18 protein-coding genes are annotated in these 19,305 nt (G+C 53.9%); 10 read left to right on the top strand and 8 right to left on the bottom strand.

Translation table 11 applies throughout. The features are described 5' to 3' along the window. The first annotated feature begins 32 nt into the window (after positions 1-32). The 4 genes from dnaN (at position 33) to gyrB (ending at position 5,445) form a co-directional block, all read left to right on the top strand. Complete coding sequence (gene dnaN / locus MWU63_RS11380) at positions 33-1,151, top strand: DNA polymerase III subunit beta (RefSeq protein ID WP_213889770.1); 1,119 nt, start codon at positions 33-35, stop codon at positions 1,149-1,151. Positions 1,152-1,216: 65 nt separating this feature from the next. Beyond that, positions 1,217-2,332, top strand: a complete 1,116-nt coding sequence (recF, locus tag MWU63_RS11375) for a DNA replication/repair protein RecF (protein WP_213889769.1) — start codon at positions 1,217-1,219, stop codon at positions 2,330-2,332. Further along, a complete protein-coding gene (locus tag MWU63_RS11370) occupies positions 2,329-2,949 on the top strand; it encodes a LysE family translocator (protein WP_213889767.1) in 621 nt (206 codons plus the stop codon). The genes recF and MWU63_RS11370 overlap by 4 nt, the downstream gene beginning before the upstream one ends. Positions 2,950-3,027: 78 nt before the next feature. Then, entirely contained in the window at positions 3,028-5,445 is a 2,418-nt protein-coding gene (gene gyrB / locus MWU63_RS11365; protein WP_213889765.1) for a DNA topoisomerase (ATP-hydrolyzing) subunit B, read from the top strand. Positions 5,446-5,488: 43 nt separating this feature from the next. Here the strand turns inward: gyrB and MWU63_RS11360 are convergent, their stop codons facing one another. Genes MWU63_RS11360 through MWU63_RS11330 form a run of 7 tightly spaced genes read right to left on the bottom strand, consistent with a single transcriptional unit; the run spans position 5,489 to position 14,248 of the window. Continuing rightward, entirely contained in the window at positions 5,489-6,772 is a 1,284-nt protein-coding gene (locus MWU63_RS11360) for an aminotransferase class III-fold pyridoxal phosphate-dependent enzyme (RefSeq protein ID WP_247077923.1), read from the bottom strand. A gap of 9 nt (positions 6,773-6,781) precedes the next feature. Next, positions 6,782-7,885, bottom strand: a complete 1,104-nt coding sequence (locus MWU63_RS11355; RefSeq protein ID WP_247077921.1) for an enolase C-terminal domain-like protein — start codon at positions 7,883-7,885, stop codon at positions 6,782-6,784. 3 nt (positions 7,886-7,888) lie between these two features. Beyond that, entirely contained in the window at positions 7,889-8,998 is a 1,110-nt protein-coding gene (locus MWU63_RS11350; RefSeq protein WP_213889760.1) for a mandelate racemase/muconate lactonizing enzyme family protein, read from the bottom strand. Positions 8,999-9,001: 3 nt separating this feature from the next. Next, entirely contained in the window at positions 9,002-10,108 is a 1,107-nt protein-coding gene (locus MWU63_RS11345; RefSeq protein WP_213889758.1) for a mandelate racemase/muconate lactonizing enzyme family protein, read from the bottom strand. After that, positions 10,105-10,707 carry a dimethylsulfonioproprionate lyase family protein gene (locus MWU63_RS11340; protein ID WP_213889757.1) on the bottom strand — a complete coding sequence of 201 codons (603 nt, stop codon included), beginning with the start codon at positions 10,705-10,707 and terminating at the stop codon, positions 10,105-10,107. The genes MWU63_RS11345 and MWU63_RS11340 overlap by 4 nt, the downstream gene beginning before the upstream one ends. Beyond that, positions 10,704-11,774, bottom strand: coding sequence for an alcohol dehydrogenase family protein (locus MWU63_RS11335; RefSeq protein WP_246531722.1), 1,071 nt, complete (start codon positions 11,772-11,774; stop codon positions 10,704-10,706). The genes MWU63_RS11340 and MWU63_RS11335 overlap by 4 nt, the downstream gene beginning before the upstream one ends. Continuing rightward, positions 11,774-14,248, bottom strand: a complete 2,475-nt coding sequence (locus MWU63_RS11330) for an FAD-dependent oxidoreductase (RefSeq protein WP_213889756.1) — start codon at positions 14,246-14,248, stop codon at positions 11,774-11,776. The genes MWU63_RS11335 and MWU63_RS11330 overlap by 1 nt, the downstream gene beginning before the upstream one ends. 70 nt (positions 14,249-14,318) lie before the next feature. On the opposite strand from MWU63_RS11330, the gene MWU63_RS11325 reads away from it, so the two are divergent. From MWU63_RS11325 to MWU63_RS11305, 5 genes are read left to right on the top strand one after another with little or no spacing between them, the layout of a single operon-like run. Further along, on the top strand, positions 14,319-15,206 hold the full coding sequence (locus MWU63_RS11325; protein ID WP_247077919.1) for a MurR/RpiR family transcriptional regulator: 888 nt from the start codon (positions 14,319-14,321) through the stop codon (positions 15,204-15,206). Then, positions 15,203-16,297 carry an aromatic ring-hydroxylating dioxygenase subunit alpha gene (locus MWU63_RS11320; protein WP_213889751.1) on the top strand — a complete coding sequence of 365 codons (1,095 nt, stop codon included), beginning with the start codon at positions 15,203-15,205 and terminating at the stop codon, positions 16,295-16,297. The genes MWU63_RS11325 and MWU63_RS11320 overlap by 4 nt, the downstream gene beginning before the upstream one ends. Beyond that, positions 16,290-16,940: a DsbA family protein gene (locus tag MWU63_RS11315; protein ID WP_213889749.1), complete on the top strand. Its 651-nt coding sequence runs from the start codon at positions 16,290-16,292 to the stop codon at positions 16,938-16,940. The genes MWU63_RS11320 and MWU63_RS11315 overlap by 8 nt, the downstream gene beginning before the upstream one ends. A gap of 27 nt (positions 16,941-16,967) precedes the next feature. Beyond that, a complete protein-coding gene (locus MWU63_RS11310; protein WP_247077931.1) occupies positions 16,968-17,318 on the top strand; it encodes a hypothetical protein in 351 nt (116 codons plus the stop codon). Next, positions 17,311-17,694 carry a carboxymuconolactone decarboxylase family protein gene (locus tag MWU63_RS11305; protein ID WP_213889747.1) on the top strand — a complete coding sequence of 128 codons (384 nt, stop codon included), beginning with the start codon at positions 17,311-17,313 and terminating at the stop codon, positions 17,692-17,694. The genes MWU63_RS11310 and MWU63_RS11305 overlap by 8 nt, the downstream gene beginning before the upstream one ends. Positions 17,695-17,822: 128 nt before the next feature. Here the strand turns inward: MWU63_RS11305 and MWU63_RS11300 are convergent, their stop codons facing one another. After that, complete coding sequence (locus MWU63_RS11300) at positions 17,823-18,536, bottom strand: GIY-YIG nuclease family protein (protein ID WP_213889745.1); 714 nt, start codon at positions 18,534-18,536, stop codon at positions 17,823-17,825. Positions 18,537-18,891: 355 nt separating this feature from the next. On the opposite strand from MWU63_RS11300, the gene MWU63_RS11295 reads away from it, so the two are divergent. Continuing rightward, positions 18,892-19,296, top strand: coding sequence for a rhodanese-like domain-containing protein (locus MWU63_RS11295; RefSeq protein ID WP_213889743.1), 405 nt, complete (start codon positions 18,892-18,894; stop codon positions 19,294-19,296). Positions 19,297-19,305 lie beyond the last annotated feature (9 nt).

Genomic DNA, 19,305 nt, shown 5'->3' with positions numbered 1-19,305 from the left:
TTCACCGCCCCGACACCTGTAGGAGTGATGGAATGAAAATTAGTATCGAGCGCGCAGCCCTTCTGAAAGCGGTGTCTCAGGCGCAGTCGGTCGTAGAGCGGCGCAATACCATTCCAATCCTTGCCAATGTCCTGATAGAGGCGGAAGGCGATGCTGTTAGCTTCCGCGCTACCGATCTTGATATCGAAGTCGTGGATAAAACGCTGGCACAAGTTGAACGTGCTGGCGCAACAACCGTCTCGGCCGTCATGTTGCACGAAATTGTGCGTAAACTGCCAGACGGGGCGCTGGTTTCGCTGACAGATGATGGTGCTTCAGGGCGCCTTGCGGTCGAAGCCGGGCGATCCAACTTCTCACTGGCTACTTTACCCAAAGAAGATTTCCCCGTTATGGCAACGTCGGAGTATGCGTCTAACTTCTCTGCGCGCGCTGCAGATTTACGCCGACTTTTTGACAAGTCAAAATTCGCTATTTCAACCGAAGAAACGCGTTACTACCTGAACGGCGTCTACATGCATGTTGCAGACTCTGACGGTGGCAAGGTGTTGCGTTGTGTTGCGACCGATGGACATCGCCTTGCTCGGATCGACTCTGGTTTACCAGATGGTGCAGGGGATATGCCTGGCGTGATCGTGCCACGTAAGACAGTGGGCGAACTGCGCAAGCTACTGGATGACGACGACATGCAAATCGCTGTTTCTGTTTCCGAAACTAAAATTCGCTTCGCGACGCCTGAAATCACCCTGACATCCAAAGTCATTGATGGCACGTTCCCCGACTACACCCGCGTCATCCCAACGGGAAACACGCGGAAACTGGAAGTTGACGCCGCCGATTTCGCGCAAGCCGTTGACCGTGTTGCGACCGTTTCGTCAGAACGGTCACGCGCGGTAAAACTCTCGCTCGACGAAGATCGACTGATTCTTTCGGTCAATGCCCCTGACAGCGGTGCTGCAGAAGAAGAACTTGCCGTCGCCTATAATGATGAGCGGTTGGAAATTGGGTTCAACGCGAAATATCTGCTGGAAATCGCCAGTCAGGTTGATCGCGAGAATGCGGTCTTCATGTTCAATTCTTCCGGTGACCCAACCCTGATGCGCGAAGGCAATGACACCAGCGCGATCTATGTTGTCATGCCGATGCGCGTGTAAGAGATGCCGTGCCAGAGCGTTAACATCTCAGGCATATTCAAACTTATAATCCGGAAAGATCCGGTATGTCCGGCCTGACAATTGCTGAATTGCAACTTTCGCACTTTCGCTCGCACAAGGCTTTGCGGCTGACGGCAGACGAACGACCCATTGCGCTTTATGGCCCAAACGGGGCGGGTAAAACAAACATTCTTGAGGCAATATCGCTTTTGTCGCCCGGTCGTGGCCTCCGGCGCGCATCGACCGAAGATATGGCGCGTAGACCCGAGACGCTGGGATGGAAAGTCAGCGCGAGTTTGAACAGCCTCCATCAACTACATGAAATTGAAACGTGGTCTGAATCGGGTCAGTCCCGGTCCGTCCGGATAGACGGCAAAGCCGCAAGCCAAATCGCGTTGGGTCGGGTCGCACGGGTTTTGTGGCTTATACCCTCGATGGACCGGCTTTGGATTGAGGGCGCAGAAGGGCGCAGGCGCTTTTTGGACCGGATGACCCTTAGTTTTGAGCCCGGTCACGCAGAGGCCACCTTGACCTATGAAAAAGCCATGCGCGAACGCAACCGCCTGCTTAAGGATCAGGTGCGCGACCCTGCCTGGTACGCAGCACTTGAGGCACAGATGGCCCGTGCGGGCACTGCAGTCCATCGCAATCGGAAAGATGCACTCGCCGCGCTTACTGCTTCTCAGGCTAAAGCAGAGACAAGCTTTCCAACCGCTGCCCTTCACCTTACCCATGCGGATGATGTCGAAATGCCCGATGAAGAACTTGCACTGATTGCCGCACTCGCAGAAAGCCGCCCCCGAGATCTCTTGGCCGGGCGCACCCTGGTTGGGCCGCACAGGGCAGACCTTCTGGCGACCTACGCCGCGAAGGATGTTGCGGCACGCGATTGTTCAACAGGAGAACAGAAAGCGCTGCTGGTCTCGCTTATACTGGCCAACGCGCGCGCATTGACCGAAAGCTTTGGCGCACCCCCTATCTTACTGCTGGATGAAGTCGCCGCGCATCTTGATGCTGACCGCCGCGCTGCTCTTTATAATGAAATATGTGGGTTAGGTGCACAGGCGTGGATGACAGGCACAGGTGCCGAACTTTTCGCAGACCTTGGCGAACGCGCCAAATATCTGGAAGTAACCGAAACTGCCGGAGTTTCTGCTATAGCAGAGATAAATTGCTCATGACCCTGCCGCTTTTTGATCTGGTACTTTATGCGGGTGCGATCAGCATATTGTTCCTGACCCCAGGCCCTGTTTGGGTTGCACTGCTCGCACGATCGCTCTCTGGCGGGTTTCAGGCGGCATGGCCGCTCGCGTTGGGCGTTGTGGTTGGTGACGCCGTCTGGCCATTTCTCGCTATTTTGGGGGTAAGTTGGGTCGTCGGAACTTTTGATGGCTTTATGACCGTTCTGCGCTATGTCGCGACCCTTATTTTTCTCGTGATGGGTTGGTCATTGATCCGCAATGCGGACAAAGGGATCAACCAGGACAAACGTCTAACGCGCCCCGGTGCCTGGGCCGGGTTTGTGGCTGGCGTTGCTGTGATTCTCAGCAACCCCAAGGCCATTTTGTTTTACATGGGTGTTTTGCCAGGGTTCTTTGATCTTACAAAAGTCACCGGTCCTGACATCGCTGCAATCGTTGCTATTTCAATGGCTGTTCCGCTGATTGGGAACTTGATTTTGGCGCTTTTCGTCGACCGTATGCGGCTGCTTCTCACCTCCTCTTCGGCCCTCAGGCGGGTAAATATTACCGCAGGGATTCTGCTGATTTTTGTGGGGCTGATCATTCCCTTTGTCTAAGCGTAAATTATGGGCGATTCGCGTGACATTCCCCCCTAAACCAGATATAAAAACCGTCAGAAAATCAGGAAGAGCAGAATGTCTGACGACGCACAAAAACCAGAAGAATATGGCGCCGATTCTATTAAAGTTCTCAAAGGGTTAGAAGCGGTTCGCAAACGACCCGGTATGTATATCGGCGATACCGATGACGGCTCTGGCCTGCACCATATGGTGTATGAAGTTGTAGACAACGGTATCGATGAAGCATTGGGCGGATTTGCTGACGCAGTAAACGTCACCATTCACGCCGATTCCAGCGTTTCTGTCAGCGACAATGGTCGTGGTATTCCTGTTGGTATCCACGAAGAAGAAGGTGTTTCAGCAGCCGAGGTCATCATGACCCAGCTGCACGCCGGCGGTAAGTTTGACCAGAACTCCTACAAAGTCTCTGGCGGTTTGCACGGTGTGGGTGTTTCTGTTGTGAACGCCCTGTCCGATTACCTGGAACTCCGCATCTGGCGCGATGGTAAAGAACACTACGCCCGATTTGAAGGTGGCTTTACCGTCGAACCACTACGCGTTGTTGGCGATGCCAATGGCCGAAAAGGCACCGAGGTGCGATTTTTGGCCTCATTAGAGACGTTTTCTAACCGGGACTTCATCTTCAAAACGCTGGAACATCGCTTGCGCGAACTTGCGTTTCTGAATTCTGGCGTTCGGATCATTCTGGTCGATGAACGTCCTGCCGAAGTGCTGAAGACAGAACTGTTCTACGAAGGCGGCGTGAAAGAATTTGTTCGCTATCTGGATCGCTCTAAAACACCCGTTATGCCGGAACCTATTTTCATGGTTGGCGAAAAAGATGGCATAGGTGTTGAAGTGGCGATGTGGTGGAATGACAGCTACCACGAAAATGTCCTGCCCTTTACCAACAACATCCCGCAACGCGACGGTGGTGCGCATTTGGCTGGTTTTCGTGGGGCGTTGACCCGGACCATCAATAATTACGCGCAGTCATCAGGCATCGCGAAAAAGGAAAAGATCAGCTTTACCGGCGATGACGCCCGCGAAGGTTTGACCTGCGTTCTGTCAGTTAAAGTTCCGGACCCGAAATTCAGCAGCCAAACCAAAGACAAACTTGTTTCATCCGAGGTGCGCCCGGCTGTCGAAGGCTTGGTGAACGAAAAGCTGGCCGAGTGGTTTGAAGAAAACCCGGCGATTGCAAAGCAAGTTGTCAGCAAAATTGTCGAGGCTGCACTGGCCCGCGAAGCCGCACGTAAAGCGCGTGAACTAACACGCCGCAAGACGGCTATGGATGTGAATTTCCTTGCAGGCAAGCTTAAGGACTGCTCTGAAAAGGACCCTTCAAAGACCGAAGTCTTTTTGGTGGAAGGGGACTCTGCCGGTGGGTCCGCCCAAACCGGGCGCGATCGGAAGACACAAGCTGTTCTACCGTTGCGCGGGAAAATTTTGAATGTTGAACGGGCTCGGTTTGACCGAATGCTCGCCAGCCAGGAAATCGGCAACCTTGTGATGGCGCTTGGCACCGGTATTGGGCGCGATGAGTTTGACATCAGCAAGCTTCGTTACCACAAGATCGTGATCATGACCGATGCTGACGTGGACGGCGCCCACATCCGTACATTGCTGCTGACCTTCTTTTTCCGGCACATGCCGGAACTGATCGAAGGTGGATTCCTCTATATCGCGCAGCCACCGCTTTACAAAGTTGCGCGGGGTAAATCAGAGGTTTACCTGAAAGATCAGGCTGCGCTTGACGACTATCTGATTCAGCAAGGCGTGGATGGTGCTGTTCTTCGCCTTGCATCTGGTGAAGAAATCATTGGGCAGGATCTTGGGCGTATTGTGGAAGAGGCCCGACAGGTCCGGCGAATTCTGCAAACCTTCCCAACGCATTATCCGCAACACATTCTGGAGCAGGCGGCGATTGCTGCCGCCTTTGTGGCGGGTGCCGTTGATACCGATCTGCAAGGCGTCGCAAATGCAGTCGCCGCGCGGCTTGACCTTATCGCTGTTGAGTACGAACGCGGTTGGCAGGGCCGCCCGACACAAGACAAAGGCATGCGACTGGCGCGTCTGTTGCGCGGTGTTGAAGAGGTGCGCACACTGGACGGCCATGTGATCCGTTCGGGCGAGGCACGCAAGCTTGGTACCTATACCGAGACGATGAAGGATGTTTACGGCCAGCCGGCAAAACTGATCCGCAAGGACAAAGAAGTGCTGATCCACAGCCCGACTGAGTTGTTGCAGGCTATCCTGACCGAGGGCGAAAAGGGCTTATCACTACAACGCTACAAGGGCTTGGGCGAAATGAACCCCGAACAGCTTTGGGAAACCACGCTTGACCCGGACGCGCGCACCTTCCTTCAGGTAAAAATCGAAGATATGGCCGATGCCGATGATATCTTTACCAAACTGATGGGTGATGTTGTTGAGCCACGCCGCGAATTTATCCAGAAAAATGCGCTAAGTGTGGAAAACCTCGATTTTTGAGGATGGGCTGCCAGTTCGAGAAACCCAACTGGCAGTCACTTTCTTACTTATTATGAAGACCCTCGCTGACCGCACGCTCTACTGCCGCCCTGGTCAAATCAAGATCATCTCTGGTTAGCGCAAGGCACGGATACATTTTCCCGGATGATTTAAACACGCCATCCTCTCGTAACACCTTGTTATAGGACGCACTCATACTGGTGTCTGCGTCCTGAGTATCGCGGTAAGTGCGTATGGTTTTGTCGGTGAACAGCACATCGAACAACGTGGGGTCACCAACAATCTGATGCGCAATTCCGGCTGCGTTCAATGCCTCTGCCTGCATGTTCATAAGCTGATGCCCAAGGCTGCGCAGGTGATCATAAGTACCTTCGCGGCGTAAGATTTCCATCGTTTTCAACCCTGCAATAGCCGCGACCGGATTGCCCGAAAGCGTGCCGAGTTGCATCAGCCATTTATCCGCCCCAACCTTTGATTTATCAAAATGCGCCATGATATCTGAACGCCCGGCAACCGCTGCCAACGGAAAGCCGCCACCTATGATCTTGCCCAAGGTGCACAGATCCGGCACCACACCGTAACGTTCCTGTGCCCCGCCATAGTCGAGCCGGAAGCCTGTGACGATCTCATCGAAAATTAAAACAATTCCATGTGCAGTACAAAGGTCGCGCAGCCCTTCCAGAAAGCCCGGCACAGGTGGGACGATACGTTGCAGCGGCTCCACGATGATCGCCGCAATCTCTTTGTGATGCTCGGCAATCAATGACCGCGCAAACTCCAGATCATTGAAAGGCGCAATCAGCATCTGCGCGCGTACTGCATCCGGGATACCTGCGCTGTCTGGTACAGCCTGGGGGAAGTTGACACGTGCGGCGGGCGCAAGGCTCATCTGCGCTTCGGCAGACATACCGTGGTAGCCACCTTCAAATTTCATGATCTTGTTACGGCCCGTGAACGCACGTGCAAGCCTGATGGCGTACATATCCGCCTCGCCACCAGAAGTGACATAGCGCACCTGATCCGCACAGGTCACAGCGCGGCAGATTTCCTCGGCCAACTCTATGCCAGCCGTGTTGTTCGTAAAAAATGTCATGCCGCGTGGCAACTGCTCCAGCACGGCTTCCAACACTTCAGGGTGTCCGTGCCCCAGCAACATCGGGCCAGAGCCGATCAGGTAATCAACATATTCTTTTCCATCCTCATCCCAAACACGCGAACCTTCGCCGCGGCCGATGATAATGCCGGGGTCAAAATTACCAAAACCGCCAGCCGGTAATACGGCTTTGGCGCGTTCGATCCATTCTTCCTGGGTATGCAGTTTTAGCATGGTATTTTCCTAGTCCAGAATTGCAGCGGGCCCGCCCAGCGCAACAACATCGGGGTTAACACCCAGCCCAACACCCTCGGGCGGGGCGATACGCCCGTTGGCGCGCACGGGCGCAGATGGGTCGAGGCGGGGACTGACATAGCCAGAGAGGTCACAGACATTCAGCAGGTTTTTAGGCTCTGTCGCGGCACCAAGGTGGAGCAGCGCCGCTGTCGTGATATCTGACCCCCAAGTGTCCTCAATACACATTTTTGCGCCTAGATAGAGACATAAATCACGTGCACGCCGGGTTGCGGAAAGACCGCCGAATTTTGACAGTTTCAACGCAACAGCATCCATACAGCCCAATTGGTGCGCCCTGAGCAGAGATGCCGTATCATGCGCCAGTTCATCCATTTTCATCGGCAGGCCAGAGGCCGCGCGCACCGCGGTGCAATCTTCAAACGTTGGGCAGGGCTGTTCCAGCATGATGTCCATGTGGGCGACAGCGCGGGCTACACGGGTTGCATCCAGCCGTGTCGCGCCACAGTTCCAGTCCCCGTAAACAAGCGGCCCCTCGCCAACCGCTTCGCGAACCTGCGTTAGGCGGGCGACGTCCGCCTCCCAGTTTGCATCTGCGCCAAGCTTGACCTGAAACTGACGTATTCCGGTAGAGAACGCCTCTGAGGCTATTTCCGCCATATCCCCCGGCGAAATACACGTGATCGAATGGTAAAGCGGCATATCAGTGCTACAACGCCCCCCGAGCAATGCATGAAGTGGCAGGTTTGCAGCCTTTGCCGTCAGATCCCAAAGTGCAATATCGATCACGGATTTGGCGTAGACGTGCCCGTGTAAATGGCGATCGAGCCGCGCCATCAACGCTTCGGGCCCTATCGGGTCTGCGCCGATCAGAATGGGTGCCATGTCTTCAAGCGCAGGCAAGACACCGCACGTGTATGCCGGCAAGTAGTGCGGGATTGGGCAAACCTCGCCCCATCCACATAGCCCGCTGTCCGTATCAACCCGCAGCACAACACTTTCGACTGTGTCACAGGTTTTTCCGTCCGACATGAAATACGTCGTGTGGCTGGTCAGGGGTACATGCCACAAAGTGATACGGGTTATTCTCATGCCCTACCCTCCGAAAACAGCGACAGGATCGCCAAGAATGTTAAAGTCAGGCACGACGCCAAGGCCAGATGTAGATGGCGGAGTTGCCACGCCATTCACATTCCGCGCACCCTGCCCCGGAACCGGATCAATCGCCAGATGATAGTGGCACAACCAGCTTGCAAGGCGATTTTCATCTGGGGTGGACGCAGCCAGATGTATGGCTACGGTGTCCGCCAAGGCCGACCCGCCAACATCTTCGATATGCATTTGCCAGCCAACAGAAATGCCGAAATCGCGAATTTGCCGTGCGCGTGTAAGGCCACCAACACGATTTGGTTTTACTTTCACGCCCTCGCACCCGCGCGTTTTCCAGGCCTCCAGATGATCATCAAATGTATGCAGGCATTCGTCGAGCATAATCGGGTTATGGACACGGGCAGCGACATGGGCGCATTGCTCAAGCGTCTGACAAGGCTGCTCGACCCAATCGCGTGTGTTGGTCGAATTCAGAACCTGAATTGCGGTGCCCGGCGACCAGGCCCGGTTCACATCAAAAGTTACATTTTCGCCTGAAGGAAGTGCCGCTGAAATTGCTCCAATCCTTGCAATGTCAAGTGCGGTATCTGTCCCACCAATTTTGGCGGAGTGAGTCCGATATCCTTTTTGTGACGCTTTGCGGATTAATGCGATCATCTGGTCAGGCGTACCTGTAGAGATGGAGGAATTAACCTCGACAGGTGTCGCACTTGCCCCGCCAAATAGCTGCCACAAGGGCATTCCGGCCGCCTGCCCCAGAATGTCCCAACAGGCCAAATCCAGTGGGGATTTGACATATGGATGCCCCGGTAACTGCACGTCCATCACCCGGTTAATATGGTCAAGGCCTCGTGGATCCAGCCCAATCAGCGCGGGCGCCAGAATCTCCAAACCTGCCCTAATGCCAGGTCCGTGCGCTGGAAGATATGTATGGCCCCACGGGCAGCCTTCGCCCCAGCCGATCAGACCTTCATCCGTTTCAATCCGGACGAAAGTGCTGTCCAGTTTTTCGAACCTCAGCCGCCCGCCTGACAGAAAATAAGGCTCTGTTAATGGCATATCCAACTGATAGGCCGTTACTCTGGTGATCTTCATAGCCTATTCTCCATAGACCGCAATGGGATGTCCAAGACTGTCAAAATCTGGTGTCACACCAAGTCCAGGGGTGTCTGTAGCGTACAACTTACCGCCTTTGGTGGTTGGTCCACCTATCCCGGTCGATCGTGAATTGTAGTTGTGCAGGTCGGTCGAATTAATCAGGTATTCTTCAGGCGTGGACGCTGCGAAATGAGCAACCGCAGCTGTCGTGATTTCGCCGCCCCAGGTGTCTTCGGAAACAACCGGAATGCGGTTTTCCACCAGATAATCCCGCACGCGGCGCGCTTTGGACAACCCTCCGAGGTTTGAGATTTTCAGACAACACATCTCTGCTCCACGATCCTCAACGATCCGGTGTGCCATGCGTATGTCGGTAACACATTCATCAAGCTTCATCGGCTGAGCTGCAACCCGGCGAACCTGCTGGCATTCCTCATACGTTTTGCAGGGTTGCTCCAGAATAAAATCGAGATCTTTTGTTGCCCGGGCGACACGAATTGCATTGTCGATACGCCAGCCCTGATTGGCATCAGCCATGGCCTTTTCGCCCGGCTTTAGCAACGGTACGGTTGCCCGGATACGGTCGATATCCCCCGCCCAATCACGACCAACCTTGATCTGAAACTGACGGTATCCTGAGGCGCGGTGCACTTCCATCTCGGCAATGGTTTCTTCTGTCGCCTTTTGCGGTGCCACCCGATACATCGGCGCACCATCCGTCAGTTTACCACCCATCAGCATCCAGACCGGTTGCCCTGACGCCTGACCCAGAATATCCCAGCAAGCGGCATCAAATGGCGCTTTGGCATAGCCATGTCCCTGAACGATATGATCCATCAGCCGTTCGATCCGGGAAACCTGCCGCGGGTCTTCGCCGATCAGCTGTTTTGCCGCCAGTTTGGCGAACGCCTCTACCCCTTCGGAATGGGCGACCATGTAGTTTTCACCACAAGGCGTGAATTCGCCACACCCGGATATCCCGGCGTCGGTGTCGACCACAACAACTGATGCCATGGCAGTTGCGATAGCATTGCCAGCCCCCCAGACATAAGTCCCGCCAACATAGGGTAAATGCGTTTTATAAACTGAGATACGGGTGATTTTCATTCGTTTACCGGCCTTTCAGTCAGGACCGGGCCTGTATCCATTCCCTCACCTCGCCAGATTACGTAGGCCAGCACCGGGCTGTCCTGCGTTGTCATGGCATGTGGTTGGTTACTGGCATGAAATGCTGTATCGCCCGATCCCAGAACACGCGATGGTTTGCCTTCTGCTTCGAACAAGGCTTCACCTGCGATGATCATATACATTTCTTCTGCCGGATGATGGTGCCAGGGATAGTGGAGACCTGCATCTGAATAGACGAGAAACGAGCTCATTTCCCGGCACTCAAAGTGTCCTTCATAACCAACAAGTTCGTAGCAACCGAACCGGTTCAGAAAGTCGTCCCCGATATTCGTGCCACGATAGGTTTTTCGCCAATTTGCCTTGTCCCACAATACAATCAATGCATCGCGAAGGGACGTATATTTATCGGTACTAAATCCGGTATCAGTAACCATCGTTTTTGCTGCAGGCACATAAAACGGCTCTAACTCACGCCATTTCACATTGTTTGGGAATGGGCAAAAAGCTGCGACATCCGGGTGGTCGGTGTGCAGAGTGGCCGTTTCTGCAAGGGCTTTTGCAAATTCCCGATGTGTCATGGCACCACCACGATGTTACCGGTGTGTTTTTTGTTGATGAAGGCCCGTTGTGCAGCATGCAGTTCGCGCAGAGGGTAAGTCGCCGCCAGCATCGGTTTGATCTCTCCTCGCGCAATATATCCAACCAGGTCTGCAAAAACACCCGGAGGGACGATCGTTGCACCAGTGAAGGTGAGATCACGCAAGTAGAAGGTCCTTAGATCCATTTCAACGATGGGGCCTGCGATAGCACCTGCGCAGGTGTAACGCCCGCCGCGTTCCAGTAGATCAATGAGAACCGGCCACTGTTCACCACCGACAACATCCGCCACAACGGTGATTTTTTCATCCTTGAGTAGCTCTTTCAAACCTTTTGGCGCGCGCGACAGTATGCGCGCCGGATTTGATCGCGCGACTTTGGCATGTTTTGGCTCAGACGCCATTGCGATCGTCCGGGCGCCACGGCGGTTGGCCAGCTGTATAAGTGCGCCGCCCACACCACCTGAGGCGCCGGGGATCAAAACAGTATCACCGAAACCTACATTTGCGCGGTTCAGCATGTTTTCCGCCGTTACGTATGACGTGGCAAACGTGGCAATTTCTGCGTCGCTCAGGTCACTTTCCATAACATGCACATTCCGCGTGTCGACCTTGGTGTATTCCGCAAAACCGCCGTCACATTCGCTGCCGTAGTAGCCAGTTTTATCCATGCTCATCGGATCGTCCCAGTCACGCAGCCAAGTGTCAATTATGACTCGTTTGCCTGCGAGCTCTTTCGATCCTGCAACAACTTCACCTACAACATCAGCACCCTGTATCCGCGGAAACGTGATTGGCGCACCACCCCATGTTGCGTCTTCTTCATCTGCGCCTTCCAACGCGCCGCCTGTCGTGCTTTCCTGTGTTCCTTTGGAATACCATGCGGTGCGGGTGTTAACGTCAGTGTTGTTTAGACCGCAGGCAAGAACCTTGATCAGAACCTCACCCTCAGCAATATCTGGGACTGGCCAATCATCATGCCATTCCAGCTTTTCCATATCACCGTGCCCGGTCAGAACCATGGCTTTCATTTTCGTCGGTATTGTCATTATGCCACCGCTATTGCTGCGTCTGTGCGGGGAAATACCGAAGCCGGATCATACACCGCCTCGGCAAGGATTTTGCCTTTGCGGGGCTTCCCGGCAACGATCACCTCAACTTCGGTCCCAGAGACATTCGCGTATGGCTTGATATAAGCGAACGCCAGAATTTTACCGTAGGTATGGCCGTAGGCGACAGAAGCCGTGGACCCGACAACTTTGCCGCCGAGTAAAACCGCCTCGCCCCCGTGACCATCTTCAACACCATCGGGTTCGATCTGCAAATAGGCACAAACCCATTTCATCGCACCATTCGCCGCTTCCTCTGCACTGGTTCGGGTCTTCTCAACTCCCAGATACTCTTTGTCGAGTTTGGCAAAACGCATCACATCTGCCTCTGACAGCGTGACTTCGTTCGTCAATTCGCCTGCACCTTTGAACGCTTTTTCCATACGCATCGCGTTCATGGCGAATGAACCATAGTCCGCGATACCGTGCGCTTCACCCGCTGCCCAAAGCGCATCATAAACGGCAAGTGCATTTTCGCGCGGAATGTGAAATTCCCAGCCAAGTTCGCCCGCGTAAGACATGCGAAATGCCCAGACATCGTGACCGGCAACTTTGATTTGTTGTGCGGTAAGCCAGCGGAAGTTTGTATTATCGAGCGGCGCATCGGTACATTGCGCCAGCACCTCGCGGGATTTTGGCCCATTCAGGGTCAAAGCAGCCCAGTCGTCTGAGAGTTTTTTGACGACAACGGATTCGCCCGCGAGGTTATCGTTCAGATGGTCCAGAAGCCGGTTTTCAAAGAACGCTGCACAAACCAGATAGTAGGCGTCATCGGCCAGTTTCACGACAGTCGTTTCAAGTTCGATCCGGCCACGACGGTTCAGCAGATGCGTTAGCGCGATCCCCCCCACTTTCTTTGGCAAACGGTTCGCGACAAGCCCGTCGAGGAACTTTTCGGCATCCGCCCCGCTGACCTTCACTTTGGTGAAGGCAGAGATGTCCATGATGCCAACGGCTTCGCGCACGGCTTTGCATTCAAGACCAACTATGTCGTGCACTTCGTTCCGACGAAAAGAATAATGGTCGTGCTGCGCGACCCCGTTTTTGGCGAACCAGCGGGGGCGTTCATGACCGAACACTTCTTCATAGACTGCGCCTTTTTCTTTCAGGCGCTTGTACATTGGCGATGGTTTGATCGGACGCCCCTGAAGCCGGTTAAAATGTGGGAACGGAATTTCATGGCGCAGGCAGTAATCTTCTTTCGCCTTGATCACCTGCCATTCTTTGACGGCGTAATCACCAAAGCGACGCGGGTCATAGTCACGCATGGAAATGTCCGCTGAACCATGCACCATCCATTTTGCGAGTTCCCGGGTCAGGCCGGGGCCCCAGCCAATGCCTATTTGCGTACCGCAGGCGCACCAGTAATTTTTAACCCCCGGCGCAGGGCCGACCATTGGGTTGCCGTCCGGAGGGTGACTGATGGCACCATGTACTTCACGGGTAATCCCAAGCTCGGCAAAGATTGGCATCCGGTCCATCGAATTTTCAAGCCACGGCATGATGCGGTCATAATCAGCGGCGAAAAGTTCGTTCTCAGCTTCCCATGGGCAATGGTCTTCCCAAACCGTGTTGGGGTTTTGCTTTTCGTAAATACCGATCAGACCCTTTTTTTGTTCCATGCGGATGTAGCCTGAAACCTTCTTGTCGTCGCGAATGACCGGCAGTTCTGTTTCAAGGTCTTCGAACTCTGGCACGTTTTCAGTAACCAGATAGTGGTGCGTCATCGACGTCATCGGCAATTGCAAGCCTGACCACTCGCCCATTTGACGTGCATAGGTGCCACCAGCGTTTACAACATGTTCGCAGGTGATGGTTCCCTGCGGGGTTTCGACAACCCATTCACCCGTATCGCTTTGTGTTATGTTTGTTGCCTGACAGCGGCGGAAAATCCGCACGCCTTTCTGGCGCGCACCTGTTGCCATTGCCATCGTCACATTCGACGGATCGACGTGGCCGTCATCGGGGGTGTAAAGCGCGCCAATGACACCATCAAGGTTGTAGAACGGATGCTTCGTTGCGACAAACTCTGGCCCGACCAGTTCGATGTTGAATCCCAAAGAGCGACCCACAGAAAGCGTGTGGCGCAGCCAATCCATTTCATCTTCGCTATAGGCGAGGCGGAACGAACCACAGCCGTGCCATGTTACGGCTTGCCCGGTTTCCTCCTCAAGCTTCCCTGAATAAAGGCCGATATTGTAATCCACCATTTTCCCCAGACCAAACGAACTGGTTGAATGGGTGATCTGACCTGCCGCGTGCCATGTTGAGCCGCTGGTCAGTTCGGCTTTTTCAAGCAGAACCGTTTCCGGCCCCCACCCCTCGTGCGCAAGGTGGTAAGCCAAACCGCACCCCATCACGCCACCGCCAACAATGACAACTTTTGTACGCGTGGGGAAATCTTTCTGAGACATCACATTTTTCCTGTTCGAGAGTCGCAAAATTCCTCGACAGGCTAATCAATCATCTGTACCATAGTCAATCATGAATGACACAAATGTATCATATAGTGTTTTGGAGCGGTTGGCAGACGAGCTAACCGACCTGACGCCAGAGACGCGCAAGGCGGCAACTTACGTATTGGAAAACCCAAATGATGTTGGCGTTTCTACTGTGCGTGAAATTGCAGAGGCCGCAAAGGTTAAGCCCAACACAATGGTACGCATGGCGCGCCAGATTGGCTTTGAGGGGTATGAGGATTTTCGAGAACCCTTCCGCACGGCGATTCGCAATGGGACAGCAAGTTTTCCAGACCGTGCACGCTGGTTGCAGCAGATTGGAAGCTCTGGCAAGCTTGGTAGTCTCTATGCTGATATGGTCAATTCAGCGCTGCGAAACATTGAAGAAACATTTGCAAATATATCTGACCAACAGCTTTCAGCAGCGGCAGAGGCGATCTGGGCATCGCGGCAAACCTTCACACTGGGCGTTGGTGTGAACAGTTCGAACGCGCAGAACTTTACCTATCTGGCTTCGACCGGAATGATACAGTTCCACGCCATCCCACGCATGGGCAGCACCGCTGTCGATGATCTTGCATGGGCAGATAAGCAGGACGTTCTGATCGCCATAACCTGCAAACCCTACCGGTCCGAAGTTGTCGAGGCCGTACGCATCGCGCGCGAACAGGGCGTGATCGTGATCGGAATTTCCGACAGCCCCGCCTCTCCGATCATACGGGGGGCTGATCATGGGTTTATCGTTGCGGCGGATACGCCTCAGTTTTTTCCGTCTTCTGTTTCGACAATTGCGCTGCTTGAAATACTGCTTTCATTCGTAATCGCATCCGCAAGCGACGAGATTGTCGAGCGGGTCGAAAAATTCCATCAACGCCGCCATCAGCTTGGCCTTTATCACGAGGATCAGTCATGAATGCCCCTTTGACGCACTCGCTGGACGCCCGCTATTACACCGATCCTGCAATCTTTGAGAACGAGATGAATGGCCTGCTGTCCCGCACATGGCAGTTTGCCGGGCACGTGAGCCAGATTTCCAATATCGGAGATTACTTCGCCTTTGACATTGCCGGACAGAACCTGTTTTGCATTCGCGGTCGTGATAATGTTATCCGCACCTTTTACAATGTGTGCCAGCACCGCGCCCATGAAATGGTCAGCGGATCGGGCAACACGCGCGTTGTCGTCTGCCCGTACCACCAATGGACCTATGAGCTGACAGGGGGCCTGCGGGCTGGGCCGAACATCAAGAATGTACCCGGTTTTGATCGCGAGAAAATCTGCCTCACCGAAGTGCGCTCCGAAGATTTTCATGGCTTCATCTTTGTCAATCTCAACGATGACGCCGCACCGATGGATGACTGGTATCCTGGCGTACGCAAAGAGATCGCCAGCTACGTGCCCCAAATCGACACTTTGGCGCCGCTCGAATGGGTGGAATGCCCAGAGCGTTGCAACTGGAAAGTCTCAGTCGAGAATTATTCGGAGTGCTACCATTGCCCGACGAACCACCCCACCTTTGCCGAAGGGGTGATCAAACCAGAAACATATGACATTCAGCCTGATGACAAAGGTGGTTACGTTTTACGCCATACGACCGAATGCCAAAGTCTCGACAAGATGACCTATCCGATAGATTTGGATGCAAATGAACATGCAGGCGATTACCAGTCCTGGTTCCTTTGGCCTATGTTCAGCTTCCAGTGTTACCCCGGCAACGTATTGAATACGTACCATTGGCGTGCCGTTGACGTGGACAACTGTGCCGTCTGGCGCGGCTGGTACACAGAAGGCGGCGTGGATAGCGATGTTATCCGGGGTCTTGCTGTTCAGGACCGCCAGACTACCGTTGAAGAAGACATTGTTCTTGTCGAATCGGTGCACCGCGGCCTGAAATCCAAGGGGTATAGACCGGGCCCGCTGGTGCTTGATCCGGGCTGTGGGGTCATGTCGGAACATTCGATCAAGAAACTTCAGGAGTGGATGCGCGAGGCCGTAGATGGCTGACAGGGTAGACGTCTACTATTCGCTGCAAAGCGACTACTGCTACTTCTTGCTCGAACGTCTGATCTGGCTTCACGGTCAGGGTGTAGAGGTTGTGATGCGCCCGGTTCTGGGGGGTGTGCTGCGCATCCCCGATCGTTTCAAGTACCGGGACATGTTGGAGCAGCGCTATTTCGAAACTGATACCCTGCGTACTGCCGCGTTCCTTGGTTTGCCGTATGCCTATCCCGACCCGTCACCTATTTCCTTTATGTCTGGGTCGCTTTGGGTTGCCGAACAGAACCAGCCACTTAACGAGCGCCTTTCTAGGTTATTCGTCGGCTCCGTACGCGAGGGCAAAGGGCTTGAATTTCTGGATCATGTCGGTCGTACGCTCTGGGATGGCTCAACACCGGGGTGGGATAAAGGCGATCATCTGAAAAACGCGATGGCGCGGGCTGGCCTCGATATAAAAGAGGTCCTTTCCGAAAATGAATGGCCCGCCACTGAAAAAACCCTTCAGGAGAACGCTAATGATTTGCTTGAAGCGGGTCATTGGGGTGTACCGCTCATGGTCGTCGATGGAGAGCCTTTTTTCGGGCAAGACCGGTTTGATCAGGTCGTCTGGCGACTTGGATTGCCCGGCTACATTCGGAGAGATGCGTGACCGAGGTCACGCCATATCGGCAAGACCATGTTGACGACAAATGGGTTAGCGGCGCTGCCGGTCGTTTATGGGTGGACAACCCCGGGTCAGGTGAATGACTTGCAGAGGTTTCTATTGCCGGTGCCGCCGATGTTGATCGTGCTGTACAGGCAGCAAAACACCACCATCAAAACGGCGTTCTATCCGAAATGCGCCTCTTCAATTTCTATAAGAGCTTTGTACAAGAGTTTTCCTTGCTCCGGCGTCGGGGGGGCGTTGAAACACCCTTTGGCGGATACGGCAAATCTGGCTATGGTCGCCAAAAGGGACGAGAAGCGCTCTGGAATTAAGTCCAGGCAAAAAACATCGCAATCAAACTTGGGAATGCATAATGGCTGATCTGTTTAACGAAGATTTGTTTTTGAAAGGTCTGGAGCAACGCAAAGGCACGCTTGGGGCGGAATACGTTGAAAAGAACCTTGCCGCAGCAGATGATTTTACACGCCCGTTTCAGGAAGCCATGACTGCCTGGTGTTGGGGCTTTGGCTGGGGCGACGATGTGATAGAGCCGAAGACGCGCTCAATGATGAATCTCGCCATGATCGGTGCGCTTGGCAAAATGCACGAATGGGAAATTCACTGCCGCGGCGCTATTAGCAATGGCGTCAGCAAAGAAGAAATCCGCGCCATTATTCATGTTGTCGGAATCTATTGCGGCGTGCCGCAGGCGTTGGAGTGTTTTCGCGTCGCCAAAAAGGTTTTGGAGGAGGAGTAGGTTGGCGGGTTTAAGTTGGGAGTCCGCGTGGTGATGAATTGAAAAGGCAAATCGGAGTTCTTGTTTGTCAGTTTCGAGCCTTTTTGCTAGTTAACGGGTCGCTGCGAACGTCAGGAATCCTGACCTGATCACTGGAATTTGCGGCGCTTGAATGCCTTAACATCGGCCGAAGACAGCTTAAACCACTCCCCATTTGCACGTTGATCTGCGAAACGACGGTGCCAGTAGGCCTCAATGCCCGGAGGATCGTCTGTTCGAATCGCGTGAACTAGTTCTACCTTTTCAGGGAGCGCGATGCTGATCTGCTTCACACGCTTTTCCAATTCATCGCTGCGTCCCACTTTAAAATGGATGCCAGACTTTAAGAGGTAGACCCAACCCTCCAGAAACTTCGGTGAGCTAGCGTTGCCACTGGGGTTCCGAGCCACTTTCGTTTCTGGAAGGATCGCGATTAAATCGTCCTCGCCGCGTTCAATTGCGCGATCCCGCAGAGCTGCAATTACTCCATTCTTACTACCGAAGTGCTTGGAAAACGTGTTGTGGCTGATGAAGTCAGGGATCTCCCTAGCGTAATAGCGCAGTTCGGCGTTTGAGGGAGGCTTGCGATAGTGGCGGCAGACTTCAGCATATTTGTCCAAGACCAAATCGCTGGACAGGCGTTGGTTCATTTTGTTGGGGTGCAAGCCTGCCTCTGATACCGCGTCATTCCAGCGAAGCCAAATCTTCCCACACCAATCTTTTTCGGCGATGCCCGTTTCTTGTTGGAAAAACTCTTTTCCCGGGACTCTGCCTCCGTTAGCTTCTGCTAGCCTTTTGATCTCATTTTGGATGTGTTCTTTCATGGGGACGAGGGTCGAAAGTACGAGTAACGTTGTCAACCCCCAACCCGGCATTGTCCAATTTCGGCTTTATCCGCCTTGCTGACACCCAACCAGCGGTTCGCGACTAAGTTGCTTATGACGTCCCAATTGCCCGTGCCTTGCACGGGTAGTGCCCGAACCGCCCCCACGGGGCGGGCGCTTTTCGCCCTCCCCTCGGTTCGGGCACCGTGATCGATTGCTGCGTAGCGCATAACAAAGTTTCCGTTGAGCGGGTGTAATACATGCACGTTTTTACGAAAATTTTCACATCATCGAATTGTATTATCCCGCCCAAAGCGTAAATAAAACCAAACGCCATTCGCACAAAGGAAAACGCATGGGACAGAACATCACCAAAGGCATCAAGGCTTTGTTGGAAGAGGCGAATGCAGCGGTCGAAACTATGCCGATTGAGCATGCCAAGCAGGCTTATACAGACAGCAATTATGTTTTCATCGACCTGCGCGACATTCGCGAACTTCAGAGAGAGGGCAAGGTTCCAGGCGCGTTTTCCTGCCCGCGTGGCATGCTGGAATTTTGGATTGACCCGGAAAGCCCCTATCACAAGGACGTATTCAATCAGGACAAGGCCTATGTCTTTTACTGCGCAAGTGCCTGGCGCTCTGCCCTAAGCGCAAAAATCGCGTCTGAAATGGGTTTGGCGCCTGTTGCGCATATGGCGGGTGGCTTCACTGCATGGAAGAAATCTGGCGGCGAAATTGAGACCGTAGAAAAGCACTGATCAGACCCC

The sequence above is a fragment of the Pseudohalocynthiibacter sp. F2068 genome, from assembly GCF_023015645.1.
In the GTDB taxonomy this organism is placed as follows: Bacteria; Pseudomonadota; Alphaproteobacteria; order Rhodobacterales; family Rhodobacteraceae; genus Pseudohalocynthiibacter; species Pseudohalocynthiibacter aestuariivivens.
This window is presented reverse-complemented; position numbering and strand designations above follow the sequence as displayed.

Bases quoted from the DNA above. Each gene is read 5' to 3' on its own strand.
- dnaN (WP_213889770.1), top strand. From the start codon at position 33: ATGAAAATTAGTATCGAGCGCGCAGCCCTTCTGAAAGCGGTGTCTCAG.
- recF (WP_213889769.1), top strand. From the start codon at position 1,217: ATGTCCGGCCTGACAATTGCTGAATTGCAACTTTCGCACTTTCGCTCG.
- MWU63_RS11370 (WP_213889767.1), top strand. From the start codon at position 2,329: ATGACCCTGCCGCTTTTTGATCTGGTACTTTATGCGGGTGCGATCAGC.
- gyrB (WP_213889765.1), top strand. From the start codon at position 3,028: ATGTCTGACGACGCACAAAAACCAGAAGAATATGGCGCCGATTCTATT.
- MWU63_RS11360 (WP_247077923.1), bottom strand. From the start codon at position 6,772: ATGCTAAAACTGCATACCCAGGAAGAATGGATCGAACGCGCCAAAGCC.
- MWU63_RS11355 (WP_247077921.1), bottom strand. From the start codon at position 7,885: ATGAGAATAACCCGTATCACTTTGTGGCATGTACCCCTGACCAGCCAC.
- MWU63_RS11350 (WP_213889760.1), bottom strand. From the start codon at position 8,998: ATGAAGATCACCAGAGTAACGGCCTATCAGTTGGATATGCCATTAACA.
- MWU63_RS11345 (WP_213889758.1), bottom strand. From the start codon at position 10,108: ATGAAAATCACCCGTATCTCAGTTTATAAAACGCATTTACCCTATGTT.
- MWU63_RS11340 (WP_213889757.1), bottom strand. From the start codon at position 10,707: ATGACACATCGGGAATTTGCAAAAGCCCTTGCAGAAACGGCCACTCTG.
- MWU63_RS11335 (WP_246531722.1), bottom strand. From the start codon at position 11,774: ATGACAATACCGACGAAAATGAAAGCCATGGTTCTGACCGGGCACGGT.
- MWU63_RS11330 (WP_213889756.1), bottom strand. From the start codon at position 14,248: ATGTCTCAGAAAGATTTCCCCACGCGTACAAAAGTTGTCATTGTTGGC.
- MWU63_RS11325 (WP_247077919.1), top strand. From the start codon at position 14,319: ATGAATGACACAAATGTATCATATAGTGTTTTGGAGCGGTTGGCAGAC.
- MWU63_RS11320 (WP_213889751.1), top strand. From the start codon at position 15,203: ATGAATGCCCCTTTGACGCACTCGCTGGACGCCCGCTATTACACCGAT.
- MWU63_RS11315 (WP_213889749.1), top strand. From the start codon at position 16,290: ATGGCTGACAGGGTAGACGTCTACTATTCGCTGCAAAGCGACTACTGC.
- MWU63_RS11310 (WP_247077931.1), top strand. From the start codon at position 16,968: ATGTTGACGACAAATGGGTTAGCGGCGCTGCCGGTCGTTTATGGGTGG.
- MWU63_RS11305 (WP_213889747.1), top strand. From the start codon at position 17,311: ATGGCTGATCTGTTTAACGAAGATTTGTTTTTGAAAGGTCTGGAGCAA.
- MWU63_RS11300 (WP_213889745.1), bottom strand. From the start codon at position 18,536: ATGAAAGAACACATCCAAAATGAGATCAAAAGGCTAGCAGAAGCTAAC.
- MWU63_RS11295 (WP_213889743.1), top strand. From the start codon at position 18,892: ATGGGACAGAACATCACCAAAGGCATCAAGGCTTTGTTGGAAGAGGCG.